The 18,685-nt window shown below is 60.2% G+C and carries 17 protein-coding genes and 1 riboswitch; of the genes, 5 read left to right on the plus strand and 12 right to left on the minus strand.

The features are described from left to right. Positions 1 to 8 precede the first annotated feature (8 nt). The gene (locus tag ACA041_RS27090; RefSeq protein WP_497438619.1) at positions 9 to 638 is read right to left on the minus strand and encodes an alpha/beta hydrolase; all 630 of its coding nucleotides are present in this window, start codon (positions 636 to 638) and stop codon (positions 9 to 11) included. Between the two features lie 144 nt (positions 639 to 782). Between ACA041_RS27090 and ACA041_RS27095 the strand changes: the two genes are divergently transcribed. Next, positions 783 to 1,217: a Z-ring associated ZapG family protein gene (locus tag ACA041_RS27095; protein ID WP_150797344.1), complete on the plus strand. Its 435-nt coding sequence runs from the start codon at positions 783 to 785 to the stop codon at positions 1,215 to 1,217. 258 nt (positions 1,218 to 1,475) lie between these two features. Here ACA041_RS27095 and ACA041_RS27100 read toward each other — a convergent pair whose 3' ends face one another. The 7 genes from ACA041_RS27100 to ACA041_RS27130 all read right to left on the minus strand — a co-directional run bounded on the left by ACA041_RS27100 (position 1,476) and on the right by ACA041_RS27130 (position 12,212). Further along, positions 1,476 to 2,204 carry a YiaD family glycine zipper/OmpA-like lipoprotein gene (locus tag ACA041_RS27100; RefSeq protein WP_497438620.1) on the minus strand — a complete coding sequence of 243 codons (729 nt, stop codon included), beginning with the start codon at positions 2,202 to 2,204 and terminating at the stop codon, positions 1,476 to 1,478. A gap of 114 nt (positions 2,205 to 2,318) precedes the next feature. After that, positions 2,319 to 2,960 carry an MBL fold metallo-hydrolase gene (locus tag ACA041_RS27105; protein WP_497438621.1) on the minus strand — a complete coding sequence of 214 codons (642 nt, stop codon included), beginning with the start codon at positions 2,958 to 2,960 and terminating at the stop codon, positions 2,319 to 2,321. Positions 2,961 to 3,044: 84 nt separating this feature from the next. Then, the gene (locus tag ACA041_RS27110) at positions 3,045 to 5,783 is read right to left on the minus strand and encodes a winged helix-turn-helix domain-containing protein (RefSeq protein ID WP_497438622.1); all 2,739 of its coding nucleotides are present in this window, start codon (positions 5,781 to 5,783) and stop codon (positions 3,045 to 3,047) included. A 174-nt stretch (positions 5,784 to 5,957) separates the two neighbouring features. Then, complete coding sequence (locus tag ACA041_RS27115; RefSeq protein WP_497438623.1) at positions 5,958 to 7,322, minus strand: DUF1329 domain-containing protein; 1,365 nt, start codon at positions 7,320 to 7,322, stop codon at positions 5,958 to 5,960. Positions 7,323 to 7,350: 28 nt separating this feature from the next. Continuing rightward, positions 7,351 to 9,297 carry a DUF1302 domain-containing protein gene (locus ACA041_RS27120; protein ID WP_497438624.1) on the minus strand — a complete coding sequence of 649 codons (1,947 nt, stop codon included), beginning with the start codon at positions 9,295 to 9,297 and terminating at the stop codon, positions 7,351 to 7,353. A gap of 337 nt (positions 9,298 to 9,634) precedes the next feature. Next, positions 9,635 to 11,317: a fatty acid--CoA ligase gene (locus ACA041_RS27125; protein WP_497438625.1), complete on the minus strand. Its 1,683-nt coding sequence runs from the start codon at positions 11,315 to 11,317 to the stop codon at positions 9,635 to 9,637. Between the two features lie 265 nt (positions 11,318 to 11,582). Beyond that, positions 11,583 to 12,212, minus strand: a complete 630-nt coding sequence (locus ACA041_RS27130) for a LysE family translocator (protein ID WP_497438626.1) — start codon at positions 12,210 to 12,212, stop codon at positions 11,583 to 11,585. Between the two features lie 91 nt (positions 12,213 to 12,303). Here ACA041_RS27130 and ACA041_RS27135 point away from each other — a divergent pair, with 91 nt between their 5' ends. From ACA041_RS27135 to ACA041_RS27145, 3 genes are all read left to right on the plus strand, one after another. Next, positions 12,304 to 13,269 carry a 2-hydroxyacid dehydrogenase gene (locus ACA041_RS27135; RefSeq protein WP_497438627.1) on the plus strand — a complete coding sequence of 322 codons (966 nt, stop codon included), beginning with the start codon at positions 12,304 to 12,306 and terminating at the stop codon, positions 13,267 to 13,269. Positions 13,270 to 13,302: 33 nt separating this feature from the next. Then, on the plus strand, positions 13,303 to 14,301 hold the full coding sequence (locus ACA041_RS27140; RefSeq protein ID WP_497438628.1) for a methyltransferase: 999 nt from the start codon (positions 13,303 to 13,305) through the stop codon (positions 14,299 to 14,301). Positions 14,302 to 14,352: 51 nt separating this feature from the next. Further along, positions 14,353 to 14,477, plus strand: a riboswitch (yybP-ykoY riboswitch). An 88-nt stretch (positions 14,478 to 14,565) separates the two neighbouring features. Beyond that, the gene (locus ACA041_RS27145) at positions 14,566 to 15,150 is read left to right on the plus strand and encodes a TMEM165/GDT1 family protein (protein ID WP_420650767.1); all 585 of its coding nucleotides are present in this window, start codon (positions 14,566 to 14,568) and stop codon (positions 15,148 to 15,150) included. A 128-nt stretch (positions 15,151 to 15,278) separates the two neighbouring features. Here the strand turns inward: ACA041_RS27145 and ACA041_RS27150 are convergent, their stop codons facing one another. The 4 genes from ACA041_RS27150 to ACA041_RS27165 form a co-directional block, all read right to left on the minus strand. Next, complete coding sequence (locus ACA041_RS27150) at positions 15,279 to 16,097, minus strand: M48 family metallopeptidase (RefSeq protein WP_497438629.1); 819 nt, start codon at positions 16,095 to 16,097, stop codon at positions 15,279 to 15,281. 132 nt (positions 16,098 to 16,229) lie between these two features. Continuing rightward, the gene (locus ACA041_RS27155; protein WP_497438630.1) at positions 16,230 to 16,853 is read right to left on the minus strand and encodes an SOS response-associated peptidase; all 624 of its coding nucleotides are present in this window, start codon (positions 16,851 to 16,853) and stop codon (positions 16,230 to 16,232) included. A gap of 35 nt (positions 16,854 to 16,888) precedes the next feature. Next, positions 16,889 to 17,149, minus strand: coding sequence for a putative signal transducing protein (locus tag ACA041_RS27160; RefSeq protein ID WP_497438631.1), 261 nt, complete (start codon positions 17,147 to 17,149; stop codon positions 16,889 to 16,891). Between the two features lie 13 nt (positions 17,150 to 17,162). After that, a complete protein-coding gene (locus tag ACA041_RS27165; RefSeq protein ID WP_008153387.1) occupies positions 17,163 to 17,345 on the minus strand; it encodes a CPXCG motif-containing cysteine-rich protein in 183 nt (60 codons plus the stop codon). Between the two features lie 139 nt (positions 17,346 to 17,484). On the opposite strand from ACA041_RS27165, the gene ACA041_RS27170 reads away from it, so the two are divergent. Continuing rightward, positions 17,485 to 18,651, plus strand: a complete 1,167-nt coding sequence (locus ACA041_RS27170) for a 1-acyl-sn-glycerol-3-phosphate acyltransferase (protein ID WP_497438632.1) — start codon at positions 17,485 to 17,487, stop codon at positions 18,649 to 18,651. Positions 18,652 to 18,685: the final 34 nt, after the last annotated feature.

Below are 18,685 nucleotides of genomic sequence, written 5' to 3' on the forward strand. Positions count from 1 at the left end.
GACTGCAGTCAATTCGAAAGACGCGGCAGGATCAGATCCTTGAGATCGGTCAGCTTGCCATGAAAAAAGTGTCCGCATTCTGCCACTTTCAGTATCTCATGGGGACGCTCGAGTTGTTCGGACCAGTCGTAGACCAGTTGCGGATCGATGACTTCATCGGTTTCCGGCTGGATCAGGGTCAGCTCGCCCTGCTGTGGCAGCTGATCCTGATCGCCCAGGCGCATGACCGCGGGCGCGACCATGAACAGATGCTTGAGCTGCTCACCTTTGGCTTCCAGGCGCCCGCCGAGACTTGCTGCAACAAAACCGCCGAAGGAGAATCCGAACAGGGTCAGCGGCAAGTCAGGATGCCTGGCCCGCAGCCATGCGGCGACCGCTTGAGCATCGTCGACTTCACCCGTGCCCATATCGTGGGTGCCTGCGCTGGCGCCGACACCACGGTAATTGAAGCGCAAGGTAATCAAACCGGCATCGCGCGCCGTGCGCTGCAAGGTCGAGACCACTTTGTTGAGCATGGTGCCGCCCTGCACCGGGTTCGGATGGCAGATCAGCGTAATGCCACGCGCCTGCTCGTTATCCAGGTAAAGGGCTTCCAACTGGCCGACCGGGCCATCAATCACTACAGGGGTTTCGCGCATAAGCAAGGAAGGAACTCCGTGACCTCGAATCGGGTCAACTCGTCTAGCAAATTGTCTGTGCCAATCTATTGCGAGTGAATCGCGGTATACAGCGCAGGTTCGAGCCGTTAACGTAAAGCAAAGCCGTTTATAGAGGAAGGACTCGTGGAACACTCGCTCTTAGTTTGGTTGTTGCCGACTCTTGCCCTGGTTGTGGGTGTCGCCATTGGATTCCTGATCGCTCGCCTGGTGCCGAATGCCGCGCCTAACCGCACGCAACGTCAGCTGGATGACGTTCAGGAACGTTTCGACAGTTATCAGAACGAGGTGGTCACCCACTTCAACAGCACTGCGACACTGGTCAAGAAACTGACTGCGAGCTATCAGGAAGTGCAAGATCATCTCGCCGAGGGTGCCAATCGCCTGGCCCTGGACGAGCAGACTCGCCAACGCTTGCTGGCCGCCCTGCACGCCGACGCGTCGCAGGCTCCACGGGAACGCCTGACGCCACCGCGCAATCAGGAGCCGCCTCGCGACTACGCCCCCAAAGCCCCGAATGCGCCGGGTATGCTCGATGAGCATTATGGCCTGAAGAAGTAATCAGGTTTCGCGCGACATGAAAAAGCCCTCGGATGAATGATTGTCCGGGGGCTTTTTTGTTTCTGATGGTTAGGCTTGCCTGATCCGGCCTCTTCGCGAGGAGGCTCGCTCCCACAGGTGACCGCGTGTTTATCAAGAACTCGGTCCAATGTGGGAGCGAGCCTGCTCGCGAAGGCGTTGTGTCAGACAACTTTCATGTCGACTGAAACGCCCCCTTCGCGAGCAAGCCCGCTCCTACAGTTTTTTATTGCGCGGGTGTTACGGGTATTGCTGAACGGTGCCTTGTTGCTGGCTACCATACTGCTGACCCGGAATCGCCTTGAGGTTAACCTCGACACGGCGATTTTGCGCTCGGCCATTGACGTCGCCATTGCTGGCAACCGGGTTATCCGGACCGGCACCGCGCGCCGACAGGTTGGCACCGCTGACACCCTGGGAGGTCAGGTAGGTCGCCACGCTTTGGGCGCGACGCTGGGACAGATCCATGTTGTGCTGGCGGCTGCCGGTGCTGTCGGTGTAGCCGACGATCTCGATCTGGTTCTGATTGAATTCCTTGAGCGAACCCGCCAGGTTGTTCAGCGGCTGATAGAAGCTCGAAGCGATGTTCGCCGAATCAGTAGCGAAGGTGATGTTGCCCGGCATGATCAGCTTGATCTGATCGCCCTCACGCTGCACTTCAACCCCGGTGTTGGCCATGCTGGCGCGCAATTTTTTCTCTTGCTGGTCGGCGTAGTAACCATAACCGGCAGCGGAAGCCCCCACCACGGCGGCGCCGATCAGCGCGCCCTTGCCACGGTTGTTGTGATCGATGGCGGCACCGGCCAATGCACCGGCCAGCGCGCCGAGTCCGCCGTATTTAGCGGTTTTGCTCATGCCCGTGGAACCACCATCGGCCTGGCCCTGGTTGTCGTAAGGGTTAGGCGAGGCACAGCCAGACAGCAAGGCCACAGCCGTAGCGACAATAATCAAACGCTGCTTGGTGAACATTAATAGCTCCTACTTTTATGCATTCTGTGGTGCAACGGACCAAGGCGTCAGCCTTTGCGGGCGTTGGATCATTTTTATCGGTAAAAATTCCACCCTGTTTTTCTCAAATACAGATCAAGCGCGCACAAAAGGGTTCTCGCGCATTTCATCGCCCAGCAGAGTGTCAGGACCATGCCCCGTCACCACCGTTGCCTCTTCATCCAGGGTATACAGCCGTTGCTTGATCGAACGCACGATGGTCGCCTGATCGCCACCCCACAAGTCCGTACGCCCTACCCCGCGCCGAAAAAGAGTGTCACCGGCAATCAGCAATTTGGCGTCGGCAAACCAGAAACTCATGGAACCCGGCGTATGCCCCGGCGTGTGCAAGGCGACACCGCAGCCGCAGGCCAGTTCTTCATCATCGGCCAACCAGCGATCTGGCGACGGCACCGGCGTGTAAGGCACTCCGAACATCTGGCATTGCATCTCCAGGTTGTCCCAGAGGAATTGATCCTCCTTATGCAAATGCAGGGTCGCGCCGGTTTTCTCCTTCAACTGACCGGAGGCCAGGAAATGATCCAGGTGCGCGTGGGTGTGAATGATGCTGACCACCTTCAGGCCCAGGGCGTCGAGGCGGGCCAGGATCAGCTCATGATTGCCGCCCGGGTCGACTACGATGGCTTTTTTCGTGATCGGGTCGCCGATGATCGTGCAGTTGCACTGCAACGGGCCGACGGGGAAGGTTTCGCGGATGAGAGTCGGTTGCTGTGACATCGGGCCTGCTCGGTAAACGGGACGGGGATTTTTGCATAAATTGGCCATCAAGCCATTTACAGCGATGGGTATCGTCGAAATACGTCAGGCCAACACCCCTAACGCCTTCGCCCGCGCCACCGCCTGGGTTCTACGCTCCACCCCCAGCTTGCTGTTGATATGGCTGGCATGGGTTTTAACCGTATGCAGGGAAATGAACAGCTGATCGCTGATTTCCTGGTTCGAACAGCCCTGGGCGATGAGTTTCAGCACAGCCAGTTCGCGTGAGCTGAGCTGCTCGCAGGCTGGCAAGGATTCCGGGGCAATGCGTACAGCGACCGCGGGCAGGCGCTCTGACAGGTTTTGTGCAATTGTCGCTTTTGCACAGTGCTGGAGCTGCTCGCGCAGCCAGTCAGGGTATTTGTTGAGCAAGCCGTCGAAGGGTTGCAGGACTCCGCCACTGGCGGCTTCCAGGGACTGGGCGAAGGCTTGCCGGGCTTCGAGCTCGCGGTTGTGCGCCAGCAGCAGTTCGGTTTTCTGGGTCAGGACCATCACGCTGAGCAGCTGTCGGCCGGTCTGTTGCCCATGCTCGAGCAATGCATTCAAGCGCCCTTCGGCCAGCATCGGCTGGCCCTGGATCACGTCCAGCATGGCCTGTTGCAATTCGATGTGCAGTGGCAGTTGCGGATGGAATTCGGGGGGCGCCGCCGCCTGTTCGCCGTTGTAGGTCTGTCCCAATCGCGCCAGCCAGGCCCCGGCCAGGTCGGTACGGCCCTGGGCCAGCCAGAGCTCGCATTTGACCAGGGTGATCATCGCCAGGTAGTAGATCGGCGGCACGTCCCAGATGTGCATCAGGCGTTCGGCTTCGGCGAGTTCGGCGAAGGCTTTGGCAAATTCACCGCTGTTGCCTTCAAGCCTGGCGATCACGCAGTGGCCGATCAACACGCTGATATCGCGACAGGCGCGCGCTTCGCTCAGACCCGCCTGCAACCGCCCCCGTGCGGCTTGGGGCTGCAAACGCAGGACCAGCAGGAAACCCTCGTACAACGTCAGACGAGCGCGCACCGCATACAGCCGTTGCGGGGATAAACCCTGTAGGCGTTGCAGCCCCTGACGGACTTCGTCCAGTGAACGCAGGATCTCCCCGCGCGCCTGCAACACTCGGGCGCGGTCGTAATGGGCCAGTGCTTCGAACAACGGATTGCCGACCCGTTGGGCCAATTCCAGGGAGTCACGGTTCAAGCCCCGTGCGCGCCACAGGTCGCCGTCGGCAATCGCCAGGTTGGACAGGGTCGAGAGGCACATCAGGCGTTGGCCATAGCGCTTTGAGGGAAGGCTCTCCAGCGCTTCGCTGCAGTAGAGCAGGGTCAGCTCGCGGTTGCCGCGCCCGCGGGCGATGATGCCGCTCAAGGCCAGCCATTGCGCCAGCATGGATTTCTGCGCGGTGGCCGACGGGGCGGGCAGGAAGCGGCTCAGATGACTGGCCAGTTCCTCGGCGGCATCCAGTTGACAGGCCAACCCTAACGCCCAGCTGTACAGCACGATCAGACGCGGGGTGCTGATCAGCAGGCTGTCGGGCAAATCCATCTTCCAACGCAACAACATGCCGACGTTCTGCTCGGCCAGCAGTTGCTCCTCCGAGAGGTTTTGCACCAGGTTCGCCGCGACATCCAGGTGCCCGGCACGCAGCGCCTGCTCCACCGCCTCATCGAGCAGTCCCTGGGCATTGAACCAGCGGCAGGCGCGCAAATGCAGGCTCGCCGCCGGCACCATCGCCTGGGCGGTTGGTCGCGTGCGCAGCAGGTCGGAAAACAGATGGTGATAACGGTACCAGTGACCCTGTTCATCCAGCGGTACCAGGAACACCTGATGGGCCAGCAGAAAACGCAGGATGTCGGCACTGTCATGGGCTTCGCGCACAGCGTCGCACAGCTCACTGCAAAATCGCTCCTGGGGCGCGGTGTCGTAGAGAAATGCCTGGACCTCGGCCGGCAGGCAATCGATGACCTCTTCGAGCAGGTAGTCGCGGATCAGCCCTTCCCCACCGTGCAAGGACTGGGGCAAGGCGCCAGCGGTGCCCGCTTCGGAGGCCGCCAGCAGCCAGAAACGCAGCCCGGCGACCCAGCCTTCGCTGCGCTGGATCAGGTTCTCCAGCGCTTCGCCGCGCAAGGAGGTGCTGTGCCGATCGAGCAGGGACATGGCTTCATCGTGGGTCAGGCGCAGGTCCTGCTCATGCAACTCGAGCAGTTGTCGCGACAGCCTCAGGCGCGCCAGGTGCCAGTCCGGACGCTGGCGACTGGTGACCATCACCAGCAAGCCGTCGGGAAGATGATTGAGGAAAAACTGCAGGCAGCGATCGAGAACCGGGCCCTGGGCCAGATGGTAGTCATCGAGTACGAGTAGCAGCGGTGCCGTCGGCAGCAAATGCACGGCCAACTCGTCGAGCAAACCGTCCAGCCATTCCTCGAAGGCAAAAGGTTGATGCCGCTGGCGCATTTTCAGCAGTCCCAGAGACTGCCTGCCCAGTTGCGGAAAATAGTCCTGCAGGCCTTCGAGCAACCGCTCGAGAAAACGACCGGGATCGCTGTCGCGCGGACTCAACCCCAGCCAGAGGCTTTGCCAATGGGCCGGCAAGCCCTGACAGAACTCAACGGCCAATGAACTCTTGCCGAACCCCGCCGGGGCGCTGACCAGTAACAGCCTGCCACCGAGACCGGCACTCAGGCGCTCGCACAAACGAGGCCGCAGCACGTGGCCGTCAGGCAACGGTGGCCGAAAAAAGCGCCCGTCCAGTGCTGCGACGGTGACGCTTGCAGGGCCTGGGAGTGGGGACAGATCAGTCATGGCCGGCTCTTGTTTGAAAGGCGGATGGCGGCGTTGCAGATGTCCGCAGACTAGCGGTAAACGAAGAGGGAATGAAGGTTATTGCTACAAATGGCTACAAAAAGACCGCGAACAAAAAACGCCCCGAACCAGTCGGGGCGTTTTTCGAAGATGCGGCCTCTGTTTCAGCGCAGGTTAGCGAACACCATCCTGACGCAACGCCGCCGGGGTGAAATCGCTGGTGGTAGCGGTGAAGCCGAAGTCATACGCCGACTTCTCTTCGTTCTTCATGCCCAGCGCCAGGTAACGACCCGATTGCAGGTCATACAGGGTTTCCAGGGTGTACCAGGGCACCTGGACGTTGTAGTAGTTCTGGGAGTGAGCTTCCGCCACACGCCAGAGTTGATTGCGACCGTCGTAGTGATCGATCACTGCGGCTTGCCAGGTGTCTTCGTCGATGTAGAAGTCACGCTTGGCGTAGATGTGACGCTGACCTTCCTTCAGGGTAGCCACCACGTGCCAGACCCGGCGCAACTCGTAACGAGTCAGGTCCTGGTTGATGTGGCCGGCCTTGATGATGTCGGCGTACTTCAGTTGCGGCGAGTCGAGCTTGTAGCTGTCGGCGGCGATGTAGATCTCTTTCTTGCCTTCGAGCTTCCAGTCGTAGCGATCCGGCGCACCGTTGTACATGTCCAGGTTGTCGGAGGTACGCAGGCCATCGGCAGCGGTACCCGGCCCGTCATAGGACACTTGCGGTGCACGCCGCACACGACGCTGACCGGCGTTGTAGACCCACGCCGAACGCGGTTCCTTCACTTGGTCGAGGGTTTCGTGCACCAGCAGCACACCACCGGCCAGACGTGCCGGCGCGGTCACTTTCTGCTTGAAGTAGAACAGGATGTTACCCGGGTTCGCCGGATCGTAGTCCTTCATCTTGTCGCGGAACACGAACTGGTCCTGGAAGTACACCAGGCTGAACGAGCCGTTCGGCTGCGGCGTGGCCTGGGTGATCAGGCGGGTCACGCTGCCACCGCGATAGCGGGTGATGTGGTTCCAGATGACTTCCACACCGGTTTTCGGAATCGGGAACGGTACCGCGGTTTCGAAGTTTTCCAGGCCGTTGCCACCGGACACCAGGTTGGTGCTGGTGGCGTTTTTCTTGATGGAGGCAAACACCGCATCCGGCACGGTGGCGCCGCGATGGGACGGGTAGACCGGCATCCTGAAGGTTTCCGGGTAGCGCTTGAACATCGCGTACTGGCCCGGGGCAAGCTTGTTCTTGTACTGGTCGACGTTCTGCGCCGTGATGGTGAACAGCGGTTTTTCACTGGCGAACGGGTCGGACAGGAAGCCTTTGCCGTCAACGTTACCGGCGTTTTTCGCCATTGGTTTCCAGGCCGGGATCGACCCGTCGGCGTTGCCCGCCATCTCGGCGCCCATCGGGGTCAGACTCTTGCCCAGTTTATCCGCTTCGGCCGCAGGGACCGCAGCCATCACACCGGTCGCCAGCAGCGAAAGCCCCAGGACACCGACGTGGAACAGACTCTTTGTTATTTTCATATATGCGTTCGTCCTGAAAATACAGTGCTTAGAAGTTCACGCCGAGGCTGAGCGCAACGAAGTCGCGGTCATCGGTGGTGGTGTACTTGCCGTCGAAGAAGTTGGTGTACGCCAGGCTTGCGGTGTAGGTGTTCTGGTATTCGGCATCGAGGCCCAGGCTGACCGCTTTGCGACCTTCCTCGAAGTTGCCGCCAGGGCCTGGCGAGTAACCTTCCACATCATGGGACCAGGCCACGTTCGGCTTGAGGTTCACCCCGGCGATTGCGTCGTTGTATTCCCAGATGGCACGACCGCGGTAGCCCCAGGAGTTTGCGGTGGTGAAGCCATCGTTTTCGCAGTAACGACTGACGTTGTTCTGCGGGCCGCCAGCCAGAGTCCCGGTGTTCAGTACCTGACACTGGCCACCTGGCAACGGGCCGGGACCGTAGCTCGGATCACGGCCGTAACGGGCTTCGGAGTTGCTTTCCAGGCCGCCGACGTGGGTATAGCCGACCTCACCCACCAACGTCAGGCGCGCGGCGCCCATCACCTGGTCGAAGAAGTGCGTGAAGGTGGTCTGCAGCTGAGTGACTTCCTTGCGGCGATAGCCATGTTGATCCGCGCCTGGTTGTCCTTGCAGCACGGAAACGTTAGGGTTCAGTGGTGTCAGGCCGGAATAAAGGATGTCGGTGGTGTTGAGTTGCACCGGCGCATTCGGACGGTAGCTGACTTCACCACTCCACGCCGTACCAGTAGGCAACGTGGTGGAGAAGCTCAGGCCATACAGGCGAATGTCTTCTGGGTACTCGACGAAGTAGCTGGAGTTGCCCACCACTTGGAACGGCAACAACTGCGCAGCCAGGCCCGTCGGGCCGCCCACGATAGCGCCCGGAATACCGGCGCCGACCAGTGCGCCCCCCAGGGCCGCCCCGCTGTAGGCGCTCGCCGGAGCGCCTGTGCCACTGAAAATCGGCGCACGGCTGTGGTAATTCATGAAATAGGCACCGAATTCGGTGTCCAGCGGCTCGAACATGTATTTGAAAGACACGCCGAATTGGCCGCTGTCACGTGCATCGCGATCCGGACCGCGACGAACGATGGCGCCTTCATCCGGGTTGCCCCAGTTCACGCCCCTCGCAGCCAGGGTGTTGATGGCAGCATTACGCAGCCCAGCCGGCAGCCCTGCAGCTGTCAGTGCACCGTTGAGACCGTTGCGGGTACGCAACACGGCCAGGTTTTGGTCACAGCCATCGGAAATCACGTCCGGTTGCGAGAAGAACGTGCCGCAGTTGTCGGTAACCGTCTGGTCCCATTCCAGTTGATAGAAGGCTTCGGTCGAGAGGTTCTCGGTGAGACTCTGGGACACGTAGAACATGTTGACCGGGATCAGGCCTTCCTTGATCTCGGCGCCTGGACGGCGGAAAGCGGAAACGTCGATCGGGTTGATCGAGTTGATGCCGCCACCGATGAAGGTACTTTCACCCCAGCTCACGACCTGCTTGCCCAGACGCACGGAACCCGGCTGATCGGCAATGGCGTAGTTGTGATAGACGAAGGCATCGAGGATCTGCCCGCCAGCGGATTTGGCGCCTTCCTTGCGGTTGCTGTCGCTGATGTCCTTGAAGTCGCGGCTTTCGTCCTTGAGTTCGAAGTCGTACCAGTATTTGCCACGGACGAAAACGCCGGTGTCGCCATATTTCAATTCAAGGTCATGGATACCCTTGAAGATCTTCGAGAAAGTTTCACCGCTCTTGAAGTTCAAGTGACCATCATCGGAGGTCTGGGACAGGCCGCGACCACCGTTGTTGACGCCGATGAGGTTCTTGTTGGCACTCTCGGTAGACCAACTGGCTCCGATCGACAGCGATGAGTCGAACTGACCTTCGATTTCACCAACGTTGAAACTGACGCCGAATGCTGGCCCGGCGAGCGTAGAGGCAAGACTGACCGCCAGGGGCAGTTTCGCCCTGCGCCAGAACTGGTTTACTGATGTCATCGACGCTACTCCATGTGCATTATTGTTATGGCAGTTAGCACTCTTAAAAACGCGATGGATGACTGGGCGCCAAGGTGGCCCTAAGTCATTCCAAAGTTGCATCGCCCCGGTTTGTGCGTGTGCTCCGTTCTTAAAAATCCTTGAGCGGACTATAGCCAGCAGGTAGCACTGCTTGATCCCTCTAAAGTGTGATTTGCAGCCGCCAACCACTCTGGAACAGTCCTTTCGCCATACCGACATCTGTCGGCAGGGCAAGGATGGCTGAAAATTCGGATTTCACAAGCCAAGCGCTTGCTTGGTGGGCCTGGCGTGCCCTTTCGGGCACACCAGGGGACGCTTAAAGCGTTGAAAGGAAGGTGCTGTTATTGGCTTGCCATTCGGTGATGTCGACGCGAATGCGCTTCTTGTCGAGTTTGCCGACACTGGTCTTGGGAATTTCAGTAACAAGGGCGATCTGACTCGGGATGGCCCACTTGCTCAGGTGCCCCTGCTCCACGAACGGCTTGAGGTGCTCCTTGAGTTCCCTGGCCCCGATTACCTGGCCTTCGCGGATTACCAGCAAGGCAAACGGGCGCTCGCCCCACTGCGGATCGGCAATGCCCACCACTGCTACTTCGCGTACCGCCGGATGGCGACTAATCAGGTCTTCCAGGTCCAGGGAGGAAATCCACTCGCCGCCGGTCTTGATCACGTCCTTGATCCGGTCGCGAATGTCGATCACGCCCATGCTGTCCAGGGTCGCGACGTCACCGGTGTGCAGCCAGCCCCCGGCCCAGAGCTCGGCGCCTTTTTGCGGTTCGTTGAAATAACCTTCGGTGAGCCACGGCGCACGCAACACCAGTTCACCCTGGGTCTCGCCATCGGCCGGCAGGAAGTTACCGTCGGTATCGACGATCGCCGCCTCCACCAGCGGCCCTGGCACGCCGGCCTTGATCCGGTACGTGGTGCGTTCGTCTTCGGTGCCGGCCATCAGTTCATCGTTGAGGTGCGCGCACGACACCAGCGGCCCGGTTTCCGACATGCCGTAGGCGGCGGTCAACTGAATGCCGTTGGCCTTGGCCGCTTCGTACAGCGCACGGTTCAGTGCACTGCCGCCGATAACGATTTTCCAGCCGCCGAAATCCGTGCCTTGGGCCGCCTTGGAATTGAGGACCATTTGCAGAATGGTCGGCACACAGTGGGAAAAGGTGACCTTTTCCTTGCGCCATAGCTCCACCAGGTATTCCGGATCGTAGCGACCGGGATAGACCTGCTTGAGCCCGAGCATGGTCGCCACATACGGCAAGCCCCAGGCGTGCACGTGGAACATCGGGGTGATCGGCATGTACACGTCGTTGGTGCCCAGCAGCCTTACGCTGTCGATGGCTCCCATGATCGTCGACACGCCCATGGTGTGCAGCACCAGTTGCCGATGGGTGAAGTACACGCCTTTCGGGTTGCCGGTGGTGCCGGTGGTGTAGAACGTGGTCGCGACCGAGTTTTCGTCGAAGTCCTGAAAGTCGTACTGCGTGCTCGCGGCCGCCAGCAACTGCTCGTACTCGCCGATGAGGTTCGGCAGATCGGCGGTTTTTTCCGGCAGATCGGTCAGCAGCAGGGTTTTCTCTACCGTGGTCAGGTGCCCGGCAATCGCGTTGTACAACCCGACGAACTCGCTGTTGACCAGCACGAAGCGGTCCTCGGCGTGGTTCATGGTGTAGAGGATCTGTTCCGGCGACAGGCGCACGTTGATGGTGTGGATCACCGCGCCGATCATAGGGATGGCAAACATGCATTCCAGGTAACGATGGCTGTCCCAGTCCATCACCGCCACGGTATCGCCGGCCTTGACGCCGGCTGCCGTGAGTACGTTGGCCAGCCGCGCGACCCGTTCGATCAGGGTCGGATAGCTGTAGCGCAACTGGTCGCGGTAAATGATCTCGCGGGTTTTCTCGTAACGCGCGCCGGACATCAACAGCCGCTTGATCAACAGCGGATACTGGTAAGCGCCTTCGGCTGGGGGGATAACGCGAGTCTGCAACATAAGAATCCCTTTTCTGACTGCACGGTCGTGACTGAAAGTAAGCACTCTAGTGCCCTTGGGCGCGTGCCAAATCAGCCAAAGGAATGATTTGTAAAGTCGAGCAAATGCTAGCGTTGCGCCAGCACTTGCACTGACACGCTGACTTCGCTCTTTTGCAGGAGCCGGCTTGCTGGCGAACGGGACAACGCGGTACACCAGACGCACCGCCTTCGCTGCGGTGCGGCGATCCGACAAGCCAGCGCCTACGAAGGTTGCGGTCGTTCGATCAATGCATCTCGGTAAATGCGAGTTTCACGCCGATGGCGATCAGCACCGCGCCCATGGTCCGGTCGAACCAATGGCCCATGCGCGCGAAACCTGCGCGCACGCGCTGCTGGCTGAACAGCATCGCCACCAGGCAGAACCAGACAGCGGTAGCCACCGCGAGATAAATGCCGTAGCCAGCCTGCACCGACAGCGGAGTGTGTGGATTGATCACCACGGTGAACAACGAGAGGAAGAACAGCGTTGCTTTCGGGTTCAGGCCATTGGTCACGAACCCGGAAGTGAAGGCGCCGCGAGCCGTACGCTCGCCTGCCTCCTTGTGCAGCTCATCCGTCACCGCGCTGGCCGGCCGAGCGCGCAAAGCCTTGAAGCCGATGTACAGCAGATAAGCGGCGGCGGCCCATTTCAAGGCGTTGAACAACACGATCGATTGCGACACGATCAGGCCGATGCCGAGCAACGAGTAACCGACGTGCAGGAAAATCGCCGTGCCGACGCCCAGCGCCGTCCAGGTGCCGGCGCGACGGCCGTGGGTCACGCTTTCGCGGACCACCACGGCAAAGTCCGGGCCGGGACTGGCGACGGCCAGCAAATGAATCAGGGCAACAGTCAAAAACTCGGTCCAGTACATGGTGGCTCCTTTTGGCCAAGCGTAACGATTTGTTTCATCTGGTAGGCTCGGCAGGTTACGCCTTCATCCCAATGCACAAAAGGTACAGTTGATGACGAACTCACACCGCGCCGTTTTCCTCGATCATCCATCCCTGGACCTGGGCGATCTCGACCTCAGCCCGTTGCGCGCCTGTTTCGGCGAACTGCAGTTGTTCGCGCAGACCACGCCTGACCAGGTCATCGAACGCCTCAAAGGCGCTACCGTCGCCATCAGCAACAAAATCCTGATCGATGCTGACGCTATCGCCGCCAGCCCCGAGCTGAAGCTGATCCTGATCACCGCTACCGGCACCAACAACGTCGACCTCGCGGCAGCCAGTGCCCATGGCATTACCGTGTGCAATTGCCAGGGTTATGGCACGCCGTCGGTGGCCCAGCATACGATCATGTTGCTGCTCAACCTGGCGACTCGCCTGGCCGACTATCAGAAAGCCGTGGGTGAAGGCCGCTGGCAGCAAGCCAAACAGTTCTGCCTGCTCGACTACCCGATCGTCGAACTGGAAGGCAAAACCCTCGGCTTGCTCGGTCACGGCGAACTGGGCGGCGCGGTCGCGCGACTGGCCGAAGCGTTTGGCATGCGCGTGCTGCTGGGGCAGATTCCGGGACGCCCTGCCCGGCCGGATCGCCTGCCGCTGGATGAACTGCTGCCGCAAATCGACGCGCTGACCCTGCACTGCCCGCTCAACGAACACACCCGCCACTTCATTGGCGCCCGTGAACTCGCGTCGATGAAACCCGGCGCCTTCGTGGTCAACACCGCCCGTGGTGGCTTGATCGACGAACAGGCCCTGGCCGAGGCCTTGCGCAACGGTCATCTGGGCGGCGCGGCCACCGACGTGCTGAGCGTCGAGCCACCGACCGCGGGCAACCCGCTGTTGGCCGATGACATCCCACGGCTGATCGTCACTCCGCACAACGCCTGGGGCAGTCGCGAAGCGCGGCAGCGGATCGTTGGCCAATTGACCGAGAACGCTCAGGGATATTTCAGCGGTACAGCGCTGCGGGTCGTCAGTTGATAAACTGCGGCACTTTTTTTCAAGGAGCAGATTATGGATCCGCGCAGTGAAGTACTGCTTCGTCAGGCTGAGTTATTCCAGGGTTCGGTACTGCTGGCCGGTTTGCCCGCCGATGACCTGCTGGGTCGTTTGCCCGATGCCCATGGCTGGTGCTGGCATGCCGGCGATCAAGCGGCGCTGGACGCGCGGTTTGCCGAGCGCAGCCATTTTGGCGTGACGGTGCCGGAGCGCGAGTTCGACACCGCCGTGGTGTTTCTGCCCAAGTCCAAGGACCTGACTGATTACATCCTCAATGCCGTCGCCTCGCGCCTGGCCGGTCGCGAGGTGTTTCTGGTCGGTGAAAAGCGTAGCGGCATCGAGGGCGCGGCCAAGCAACTGAACCCCTTCGGCAAACCGCGCAAACTCGACAGCGCGCGGCATTGCCAGCTGTGGCAGGTCACCGTGGCCAATGCGCCGCAAGCCAAACCGCTGGAAAGCCTGGCCCAGGAATATGAACTGCCGCTGGCCGAAGGCCCGTTGAAAGTCATCAGCCTGCCGGGAGTGTTCAGCCACGGCCGACTGGATCGCGGCAGCGCCTTGCTGCTGGAACATCTGGACAAATTGCCGAGCGGCCATCTGCTGGACTTCGGTTGCGGCGCCGGCGTGCTGGGCGCGGCGGTGAAACGTCGCTATCCGCACAATCTGGTCACCCTGCTGGACGTGGATGCCTTTGCCGCAGCCAGCAGTCGTCTGACATTGGCCGCCAACGGTCTCGAAGCGGAGGTCATTACCGGTGACGGAATCGACGCAGCGCCGATGGGTTTGAGCGCCATCCTGAGCAATCCGCCGTTCCATGTCGGTGTGCATACCGATTATCACGCCACGGAGAACTTGTTGCGAAAAGCGGCCAAACATCTGAAAAATGGTGGCGAACTGCGGCTGGTTGCAAACAGCTTCCTGAAGTATCAGCCCCTGATCGAAGAGCACCTGGGGGTGTGTGCGATCAAGGCCGAAGGACAAGGTTTCAGAATCTACCGGGCCAAGCGCGGCTGAAACTTCTTTTAAAAAAAGAGACTTGCTCAATCGGTTTTGCCTAGGCAGAATCCGCTCCGTCCTAGGGGAGTAGTCTCCCACGAGCGCCATGCTCGTCCGGCATACGTCAACATACTTGGTCAAAAGACCATGGCGTATGCGACCCAAGCGTCCGCATCAGACGGGCCGCAGGGTTTGACAAGACCTATGACACGAACACCTTACCCGGGGCGGGAAGGCTGTACGTGTCATAGCCGTGTCGACCCGCCCCTTAGGAAAACCCTGATGTTGGATTCTCTACTCGTCCCCACCGCAATCGTTGCCTTGGCCGAAATCGGCGACAAGACGCAACTGCTCGCGCTCATTCTCGCTGCCCGTTTTCGCAAGCCCTGGCCAATCATCGCCGGTATCGTCGCCGCGACCCTGGCCAACCATGCGGCAGCAGGTGCGGTAGGTGCCTGGTTCGGCAGTTTCTTCTCGAATGCGACGCTGCACTGGATCCTCGCCGCCAGCTTCGCCGCGACTGCGCTGTGGACCCTGGTGCCGGACAAGATGGACGACGACGAAGCCAGCACCGCCCGCAAGTTCGGACCGTTCCTGACGACGCTGATCGCGTTTTTCCTCGCGGAGATGGGTGACAAGACCCAGGTCGCCACCGTGATGCTTGCAGCACAATATCCGGACCTGTGGCTGGTGATCATCGGCACCACCGCCGGTATGTTGATTGCCAACGTGCCGGTGGTGTTGGCGGGCAACTTTGCCGCGGACAAACTGCCATTGACGTTGATCCGTCGCCTGGCGGCGTCGGCGTTTCTCATCCTGGCCATTGTCGCGGTGTACAAGGCGATGCAGAGCAGTGGGTGGGTTTGACGCGTTTAGTCAGTAGCACCGCGTAATCGTGCCTCGCCGGCAAGCCGGTCTCGCTCCCACAGTTGATCGCATTTCAATGTGGGAGCGGGCTTGCTCGCGAAGGCGTCAGCGGCCTCAGCGCATGACTATCAGGATTTCTTGGCCTGCTCGTAAAGCGGCATGACCTTAGGAATTGCCGCTTGCAACGAAGCAATACGACTCGCCGAAGCCGGGTGGGTGCTCATGAACTCCGGTGGCGAACCTTCGGAGGCCTTGCTCATCTTGTTCCACAGGGTGATCGCGGCATTCGGGTTGTAACCCCCGCGTGCGGCCAGTTCCAGGCCGATCAAATCCGCCTCGTTTTCATTGGAACGGCTGTTGGGCAAGGTCATGCCGTAGTTGGCAACAGTGTCAGCCAGCGCCAGGCTGTCCTGGCCCAGGCCGAACAAGGCGCCTGCGCCCTGCTTGGCCATCTCGATACCGTAAGCCTTGGACATCGCTTCCCGACCGTGCTCGCGCAGGGCGTGGGCGATTTCATGGCCCATGATCGCGGCGATTTCATCGTCGGTCAGTTTCAGGCTGTCAATCAGCCCGGTGTAGAAAATGATCTTGCCGCCAGGCCCGCAGTTGGCGTTGAGTTCATCGCTCTTGATCAGATTGACTTCCCACTTCCACTGCGCCGAATCCGGACGGAATTTCGGCGCCTGGGCAATCAACCGGTCGGCAATCGCCTGGACTCGCTTCGCGTCGTTACTGGTCTTGTCCAGCACGCCTTTGCTGGTCGCCTCCCCCACTGTCTTTTGATAAGACTGGGCATACATCTGGTTGACCTCATCGGTCGATAACATGCTGAACATGTACTGCTTGCGCTCAACGCCCACAGCGCCGCCGCTGGTGGTGTTGACCGACTGACAACCGGCGAGCAGCAAACCTGCGCTCAGCGCACACAAAACCAATGTCTTGTTCATCAAAAAACTCCCTGAAAACATGCCGGGTATCCTAGGCGTGGATTGGTATCGGCGCCAGACACAACAGATATGCAGACTGACATTTCGGATAAAGCTCCCATCGGCGCAGCAAAAAATCTCACAGGCACCGAATCAACCCGGAGTGAGACACTCCGGACCATTGAGCTTCGGATCATTTACCAGGTTCGCCAACACCCGTTCGCGCAACGCCGCGGGCTCACTGGCAAGCAACGCCTGTAACCCATGCAGCGGCGTTTCGGGATTAAGCCATGCCTCCTGCCCCGCCGCATCGAGAATCAATGGACGACGCTGACTCGCTGCCGCTTGAGTGATCACCGCCGTGCTCAGCCACACCTGCTCCTGCACCGGATACGCCTCCCAGATCGCCGCAAAAAACAGCGCCGAGCCCTCACCGGGGGTCAACCAGTATGGCCGCTTGCGGGTGGTGCCGCGCCATTCGTAGAACCCGTTGGCCGGTAGCAGGCAACGGCGCACTCGCAGGGCCTCACGAAACATCGGCTGTTCGGCAACGGTTTCAGCGCGGGCATGGGCCGGTGTGCGGGACAGGTCTTTCAGCCACGGCGGAGTCAGCCCCCAGCGGGCGCGGGCCAACTCACGCTGGCCATCACTGCCGGCGCGTAGCATCAACACCGAATCGTTGGGAGAAATATTCCACTGGGCCTGTTGATCGGCGGGGAAGCCGGGCAGGGCCGCGAAAGCGGGGTTCCAGCGAAACAGGGCATAACGTCCACACATGGGGCAGCACAACTCTAGTCAAAACGGACACCAGCCTAACAGACCAGCGTGCCGGGAAAACTCTCCGGTTCATCGCCGAACAGCGGCAGCGCGGCATTGTACGCAGTGATCAACTCCCTGGCGTAGTCAGCCTGATCGTTGTCGACCGATAGCCCCAGCACACCGAAGATCGGCAACTCGCCGGTGCCACCCAGCAAGTCACGCCCCACCAGATGCGCCTCGACGCCCTCGCTGGCCAACATGCTTTGCAGCAACTCACCCTCCATCAGGTTTTCCGGTTCGTAGATTCGCTGCATGGGAACCCCTTTTTCATTCGTTTTCGCTGTGAACTTCGAGCAACCATTCCTGACCATCGGTCTGCAGGACAAACGTAATGGGGCGACAACACACCGGACAATCTTCGATATACGTCTGATCGCCACCTGACAAGTCCAGGACCGCTTCAGCCTCTTCACCACAATATGGACATTCGTAGCGCTCGGTTTCCAGCATCGCGGTCTCCCGGGTGACTTGTGCGTATAATCGCCGGTCTATTTGCAGGGCTATTTTTGTCTGGCTAACTTTTCAGACCGTGCCCCGTTGGTTTTCGATCAAAACCTTTACTTACCCTAGCCGTTTCCAACAAGAGAGCATGATGGGCGAATTCGATGCCATCCGACCTTACGACGATAGCGAAGTCCCGGCAGTACTGAACCGGTTGCTTGGTGACAAGGCGTTTCTAGATATCCTCATCCACTTCCGCTTCCCGCGCTATGCCGGTGCCTTCGGCTGGATGCTCAAACCTCTTATAGCTCATCGGCTGCGCCGTGAGTTCGCCGGCGTCAACTCGGTGGCCACATTGCAGGACAAAGTCGAGTTCTATGTCGACCACACCATCGAGCGCGCCACCGACGGCGTGACGTACACCGGGGTCGAGCAGTTCAAGTCCGGCAGCGCCTATCTGTTCATCGCCAATCACCGCGACATCGTGATGGACCCGGCCTTCGTCAACTATGCCGTATACCACGCCGGCCTGCCGACACCCCGCATCGCGATTGGCGACAACCTGTTGCAAAAACCCTTCGTCAGCGACCTGATGCGCCTGAACAAGAGCTTCATCGTGCACCGTTCGATCACCGGTCGCCGCGAGAAGATGGCGGCGTACCAACTGCTGTCGGCCTATATCAACCACTCGATCCGCAACGATTGCGCGTCGATCTGGATCGCCCAGGCAGAAGGTCGGGCCAAGGACGGCGATGATCGCACCGAATCGGCGATCCTCAAGATGTTCCACATGAGCCGCAAGGACGAGCCGTTCGGTGAAGTCATCCGCTCGCTGAACGTCACTCCGGTGTCGATCAGCTACGAGTACGACCCGTGCGATCAGGCCAAGGCCCGCGAGCTGTTCATCCGAGCCGCCACGGGCAGCTACACCAAAGTGCCGGGCGAGGACGACGTGAGCATCGCCAAGGGCATCACCGGCTACAAGGGCCGCGTCCACGTGAACTTCGCCGCGCCGATCACGCAGCTGTTCGACGACACCAAGCAACTGGCGATCGAGATGGACAAGCAGATTCTCGGCGGCTATCGGTTATTCCCGGTGCACTACCTGGCGTATGCGCAGTGGAAAGACGCCGACCCGCAATTGCAGGTGCCGAAAGCCTCCGAGGTGTTTGCCACCGATGAGCTGGCCAAGGCAAAGGAAGAATGGCAGCGACGTCTGGAGGCATGCCCCGAGGAACATCGCCCGTTCCTGGTGCTGCAATATGCGACACCGGTGCGTAATCAGTATCGGGTCAAGGCAGGATTGCCTCTGTGAGGTAATGGCTGGACATGAAAACGGCGCCCTCGGG

This window comes from Pseudomonas sp. LBUM1676 (genome assembly GCF_059695605.1).

Excerpts from the sequence above, each read along its gene's own strand:
- ACA041_RS27115 (WP_497438623.1), bottom strand. The coding sequence starts at position 7,322 with ATGAAAATAACAAAGAGTCTGTTCCACGTCGGTGTCCTGGGGCTTTCG.
- ACA041_RS27135 (WP_497438627.1), top strand. The coding sequence starts at position 12,304 with ATGACGAACTCACACCGCGCCGTTTTCCTCGATCATCCATCCCTGGAC.
- ACA041_RS27165 (WP_008153387.1), bottom strand. The coding sequence starts at position 17,345 with ATGCTGGAAACCGAGCGCTACGAATGTCCATATTGTGGTGAAGAGGCT.
- ACA041_RS27170 (WP_497438632.1), top strand. The coding sequence starts at position 17,485 with ATGATGGGCGAATTCGATGCCATCCGACCTTACGACGATAGCGAAGTC.
- ACA041_RS27130 (WP_497438626.1), bottom strand. The coding sequence starts at position 12,212 with ATGTACTGGACCGAGTTTTTGACTGTTGCCCTGATTCATTTGCTGGCC.
- ACA041_RS27155 (WP_497438630.1), bottom strand. The coding sequence starts at position 16,853 with ATGTGTGGACGTTATGCCCTGTTTCGCTGGAACCCCGCTTTCGCGGCC.
- ACA041_RS27090 (WP_497438619.1), bottom strand. The coding sequence starts at position 638 with ATGCGCGAAACCCCTGTAGTGATTGATGGCCCGGTCGGCCAGTTGGAA.
- ACA041_RS27150 (WP_497438629.1), bottom strand. The coding sequence starts at position 16,097 with ATGAACAAGACATTGGTTTTGTGTGCGCTGAGCGCAGGTTTGCTGCTC.
- ACA041_RS27160 (WP_497438631.1), bottom strand. The coding sequence starts at position 17,149 with ATGCAGCGAATCTACGAACCGGAAAACCTGATGGAGGGTGAGTTGCTG.
- ACA041_RS27110 (WP_497438622.1), bottom strand. The coding sequence starts at position 5,783 with ATGACTGATCTGTCCCCACTCCCAGGCCCTGCAAGCGTCACCGTCGCA.
- ACA041_RS27105 (WP_497438621.1), bottom strand. The coding sequence starts at position 2,960 with ATGTCACAGCAACCGACTCTCATCCGCGAAACCTTCCCCGTCGGCCCG.
- ACA041_RS27120 (WP_497438624.1), bottom strand. The coding sequence starts at position 9,297 with ATGACATCAGTAAACCAGTTCTGGCGCAGGGCGAAACTGCCCCTGGCG.
- ACA041_RS27100 (WP_497438620.1), bottom strand. The coding sequence starts at position 2,204 with ATGTTCACCAAGCAGCGTTTGATTATTGTCGCTACGGCTGTGGCCTTG.
- ACA041_RS27125 (WP_497438625.1), bottom strand. The coding sequence starts at position 11,317 with ATGTTGCAGACTCGCGTTATCCCCCCAGCCGAAGGCGCTTACCAGTAT.
- ACA041_RS27140 (WP_497438628.1), top strand. The coding sequence starts at position 13,303 with ATGGATCCGCGCAGTGAAGTACTGCTTCGTCAGGCTGAGTTATTCCAG.
- ACA041_RS27145 (WP_420650767.1), top strand. The coding sequence starts at position 14,566 with ATGTTGGATTCTCTACTCGTCCCCACCGCAATCGTTGCCTTGGCCGAA.